The 5012-nt window shown below is 60.3% G+C and carries 5 protein-coding genes; all 5 read left to right on the plus strand.

Going from position 1 to position 5012, the window contains the following annotated elements:
• The coding region (gene metG / locus GX108_03690; GenBank protein ID NLO56146.1) for a methionine--tRNA ligase at positions 1-1730 on the plus strand (1730 nt) is incomplete at its 5' end.
• A 74-nt stretch (positions 1731-1804) separates the two neighbouring features.
• Positions 1805-2587, plus strand: a complete 783-nt coding sequence (locus tag GX108_03695; GenBank protein ID NLO56147.1) for a TatD family hydrolase — start codon at positions 1805-1807, stop codon at positions 2585-2587.
• Positions 2587-3708: a tRNA guanosine(34) transglycosylase Tgt gene (gene tgt / locus GX108_03700; GenBank protein NLO56148.1), complete on the plus strand. Its 1122-nt coding sequence runs from the start codon at positions 2587-2589 to the stop codon at positions 3706-3708. Before GX108_03695 ends, tgt begins: the two co-directional genes overlap by 1 nt.
• Entirely contained in the window at positions 3705-4706 is a 1002-nt protein-coding gene (locus GX108_03705) for a threonylcarbamoyl-AMP synthase (GenBank protein NLO56149.1), read from the plus strand. Before tgt ends, GX108_03705 begins: the two co-directional genes overlap by 4 nt.
• Positions 4707-4800: 94 nt before the next feature.
• The coding region (locus GX108_03710) for an iron-containing alcohol dehydrogenase (protein NLO56150.1) at positions 4801-5012 on the plus strand (212 nt) is incomplete at its 3' end.

A 5012-nucleotide genomic window follows, 5' to 3' on the forward strand; every position in this document is an offset into this window, starting at 1 on the left:
AGGAACTCGTCGACTCCGTGATGGTCAACTTCAAGAAACTCTGGGAAGTGCTGGGGATAACCAACACCGACTTCATCCGGACCACCGAGCCGAGGCATAAGCGGGTGGTCCAGTATATTTTTCAAAGGCTGATGGAGCAGGGAGACATCTACAAGGGCTCCTACGAGGGTTGGTACTGCGTCCCCTGCGAGACCTACTTCCCCGAGAGCCAGGTCGGCGGCGATAAACTGTGCCCCGACTGCGGCAGGCCGCTGCAGAACATGACCGAGGAGAGCTACTTCTTCCGCATGTCAAAGTATCAAAAGCCCCTCCTTGACTACTACGAGAAAAACACGGCCGCGATACTGCCCCACTCCCGTTACAACGAAGTCCTGAGTTTCATAAAAAGCGGCCTGAGGGACCAGTCCATCTCCAGGACCTCCGTATCCTGGGGGATACCCCTCCCGGGGGACGAAAAACACGTGATATACGTATGGTTCGACGCCCTCATAAATTACTTGACCGTCTGCGGCTACCCCGAGGACAAAGACCTCGTGGGAAAGTTCTGGCCCACGGTCAACCACATAATGGCCAAGGATATAATCAGGTTCCACTGCATCGTCTGGCCCGCCATGCTCCTCGCACTGGGTCTCAACCCGCCGGCGACGGTCTTCTCCCATGGTTGGTGGACCGTGGAAGGGGACAAGATGTCCAAATCCAGGGGCAACGTGGTGGACCCCTTCGAGATGGCCGACCTCTACGGGGTCGACGCCTTCCGATACTTCCTCATGAGGGAGATACCCTTCGGCCTGGACGGCGACTTCTCCGAGAGGGCACTGGTGGGGCGCATCAACTCAGACCTCGCCAACGACCAGGGAAACCTTCTCAACAGGACCCTCCAGATGATCGAAAACTTCGCCGGCGGCGTGGTACCCTCCGGTTTGGGGGTTTCCGATGACCTGGACGGGGCGATAAGGGACATGACCCTGGAGACCCTTGAATCCTACAGGGCGAAGATGGACGCCTACGCCTTCGACGAGGCCCTGAAGGATGCCTGGACCCTGATCAAGAGGGCCAACAAGTATATCGACGAGACCATGCCCTGGAAACTGGGCAGGGAGGGGAACCTCGAGAGGCTCGGACCTGTGCTGTTCACCCTCTGCGAAGTTCTCAGGTTCACCGCGGCCATGGTCTCGCCCTTCATGCCCGGTACGGCCCTGAAGATCTTCGACCAGATCGGCATCCCGGATGATCCCGCCGGACTTCGGCTGGACGAACTGGAGTGGGGACAGATGCCCGAGGGCCGCCGGATCAGCAAGAAGGCCGTCCTCTTCCCAAGGGTCGACCTCAAGGAATGGGAGAAGCAGAAGGCCGAGCGGGACGCCGGGAAGATGGCCACCCCCGATCCGGGGGATCACGAGCCGGAGGTCACCATCGATGACTTCCGGAAGATAGAGCTGCGGGTAGCCCGGGTCCTCAAGGTGGAACCCGTCCCCAGGTCGGACAAACTGTACAAGATGGACCTCGACCTGGGTTACGAAAGAAGGACCATAGTGTCCGGCATCAGGGATTTCCGTTCACCCGAGGAGCTGGAAGGCCGTCAGATCATAGTGATCTGCAACCTGAAACCGGTTTCTCTGCGGGGAGTGACGAGCAACGGCATGCTCCTGGCGGCCGAGACGTCTGATGGGAAAAGCCTCGCCCTCCTCACCGTCGACAGCGAGATTGCCCTTGGTTCCCGGGTCCATTAACGCTTCGTGGAGCACCCGCTCTGGAGGGGTCGGGTGTTCCCGGCCCCTTTTTTATCTCTGGGAGGTTTGCAATGCTGAGATTAGTCGATTCCCATTGTCACCTGGCGATGGAAGAGTTCACTTCCGACCTCGACGAATTGCTTACGAGGTCTGCCCGGGCGGGAGTGGAAAGGATGCTGGTCGTCGGGTCCGACGAGGCAGGGAGTGCCGACGCCGTCGAACTGGTGAGAAGCAAGGAGAAGGGCGGGCTTTTCGCGGCCGTGGGTATTCATCCCCACGAGTCCTCCTCCGCCTTTTCGGGTACCCCCAATTCCCTGAAGAAGATGGCCCGGTCTCCCGAAGTGGTGGCCGTCGGGGAGACGGGCCTGGATTTTTTCTATGAACACTCCCCCAGGGATATCCAGGAGCGAGTTTTTGCAGAGCACGTGGCCCTCGCTAAAAAGGTGAAAAAGCCACTGGTCGTCCATGTGAGGGATGCCTACCCCGAGGCCCTCGAGATACTGAAGAGCGAAGGAGCCCGCGAATGCGGCGGCGTCATCCATTGCTTTTCGGGAAGCCTGGAAGACGCCTTCGCCGCCATCGACCTAGGCTTTTTCATTTCCTTCGCCGGCCCCCTGACCTACCCGAAAAATGCGGCGCTGAGGGATGTGGCGGCCGCCCTGCCTCTGGATAGACTCCTTTGTGAGACCGACGCTCCCTTTTTGTCGCCTCAACCCAGGAGGGGGCGGCGTAACGAACCCTCCTGGGTCGCCTATGTCTACCAGGCCCTGGCCGAAGCCAGGGAGATTTCCCTTGAAGAGTGCGCCCGGGCGCTGTGGGAGAACGCCTCGCGGCTCTTCCGCTGGAATCGGGCCTGATGTTCGGCTTCCGGGTCGATTCACTTTGCCCCGACACCTGCGCCAGGGTGGGCGAGATAAGGACCAGGCGAGGCTCCGTACCAACGCCGGTTTTCATGCCCGTCGGGACGAGGGCGACGGTGAAGGCCATGGCTCCCTTCGAACTCCAGGAGATGGGGGCAAGGATAATATTGGCCAACACCTATCACCTTTATCTCCGCCCTGGCCACGATGTCGTCGGTGAGGCCGGCGGTCTCCATCGCTTCATGGGGTGGCCGGGCCTGATCCTCACCGACAGCGGGGGCTTCCAGGTGTTCTCCCTGTCGGCGCTCAGGAAGGTCTCCGACGAAGGCGTGACCTTCAGGTCCCACCTCGATGGCACAACCCACCTGATGACGCCGGAACTGTCCATAAAAGTCCAGGAAGCCCTCGGCAGTGACATCGCCATGTGCTTTGATGAGTGCGCCCCCTACCCATGCTCCGTCGAGGATTCGGAAGAGGCCGTCAGGAGGACCATCCTCTGGGCTCGGCGGTGTCTCGAGATCCACCGGTTGCCCGACCAGGCCCTTTTTGGCATTGTCCAGGGCTCCGTCTTCGAGGATCAGCGCGTCCGCTGCGCTCGCGAACTGGTGGAGATGGGTTTTCCGGGTTATGCCGTGGGAGGGTTGTCGGTGGGTGAAAGCCACGATGAAATGTACCGGATTCTCGATGCTGTGATACCCGAATTACCGGCGGACAAACCCCGCTACCTGATGGGGGTAGGTTACCCCTCGAACCTCGTCGAGGGTGTCGCGAGGGGTGTCGACATGTTCGATTGCGTCCTCCCGACCAGGAACGGCAGGAACGGGACGCTCATGACGCGCCATGGAAGGATGAACATCAAGAACCTCGAGTACGAAAGGGATTTCAGGCCCATCGACCCCGAATGCGGCTGTTACGCCTGTCGAAACTTTACCCGGGCCTATATCCGACATCTTTTCCGCTCAAAAGAAATCCTGGGCTCCCGGTTATGCACCTGGCACAATCTCCACTACCTCCTGGAGTTGATGGAAGGTATCCGGCAATCGATCCGGACAGGCACCTTCGCCAATTTCAGGAAAAGATTCCACGAAGATTTCCAGGATGGGGGCGACAGGTCTTGAGGACGGAAGTGCTCACCGTCGACAGGCAAAAACCTGAAAAGGAAGCTATCGAGAAGGCGGCCGAGGTCATCCAGGGCGGCGGCCTGGTGGCCTTCCCGACGGAGACCGTCTACGGCCTTGGCGCCGACGCGCTTTCCCCCGATGCCGTCCAAAGGATATTCCAGGCCAAGGGGAGGCCGGCCGACAACCCGCTGATCGTCCACGTCGAGGGCAAGGAAGCGGCGGCCCGTGTCGGGCAGGTTGACGGAAGGTCCCGCAGGCTGATGGACCTCTTCTGGCCGGGACCGCTTACCCTGGTGATCGCGGCGGCGGCCGGGATACCGGGCGAGGTCACCGGCGGGCTCGATACGGTGGCCGTCAGGATGCCCGCCCACACCGTCGCCATCGATCTCATAAGAAGATCGGGCGCGCCCATTGCCGCACCCAGCGCCAACAGGAGCGGAAGGCCCAGCCCGACCACGGCGGAGGCTGTCCTGGAGGACCTGAAGGGTCGGATCGAATTGATACTTGACGCGGGCCCTACCGCCGTGGGCGTTGAGTCCACCGTGCTCGATGTGACGGGAGACCGGCCAGTGCTGCTGCGTCCAGGCGGGGTTTCCCTGGAGGTTCTCAACGAGGCGGCAGGGCCTGTCCTCTTTTCTCCGGGAGGGCCCGGGGAGCGGCGGTCGCCAGGGACAAGGTACAGACACTATGCCCCGTCCATACCGGTAGTCCTCTTCGAGGCCGGAAAGGACTGGACCGGGGAGCCGGGGTTATTCCGACGGGGAGCCAAGGTGGCCTACCTGGGTATGTCGCCCTCTCCCGTCACCGTGGTGGGGGAAGTGCGCTTTACGACCATGGAGGAATACGCGAAGGGACTCTTTTCGGCCTTGAGGGACCTGGAACGTTCCGGTGTCGATGTTATATTGGCCGAACTCCCCGCGGAGGAGGGGGTGGGGCTGGCCGTCCGCGACAGGCTGTCCAGGGCCGCAGAGTTTAAAGGGCCCAATGGAACATGAAGCTGGAGGCCTTTCGGAAGGCTGAATTCTTCTTCATCATCGATAATGCAAGGAATAGAAAAAATTCAAATTTTGCGTATAAGTGGTGATGACGATGAGTTTCATGAACAGTTTTGATTTTATCCTGCCCACCAGGATCAGCTTCGGGCTCGGTGTCTCGGGCGAACTGGGCAGGGAGTTGGAAGCTCTTCAGGCGAAAAAAGTATTGATAGTGACGGACAAAGGCATCATCAAGGCCGGGCTGCTTGACAGGGTCACGAAGAGCCTCGAGGGAAAGGTGCAGTACGAGGTCTTTGACGGCGTTGA

The organism is Thermovirga sp., from assembly GCA_012523215.1.
GTDB lineage: Bacteria > Synergistota > Synergistia > Synergistales > Thermovirgaceae > 58-81.

Excerpts from the sequence above, each read along its gene's own strand:
- tgt (NLO56148.1), top strand. The coding sequence starts at position 2,587 with ATGTTCGGCTTCCGGGTCGATTCACTTTGCCCCGACACCTGCGCCAGG.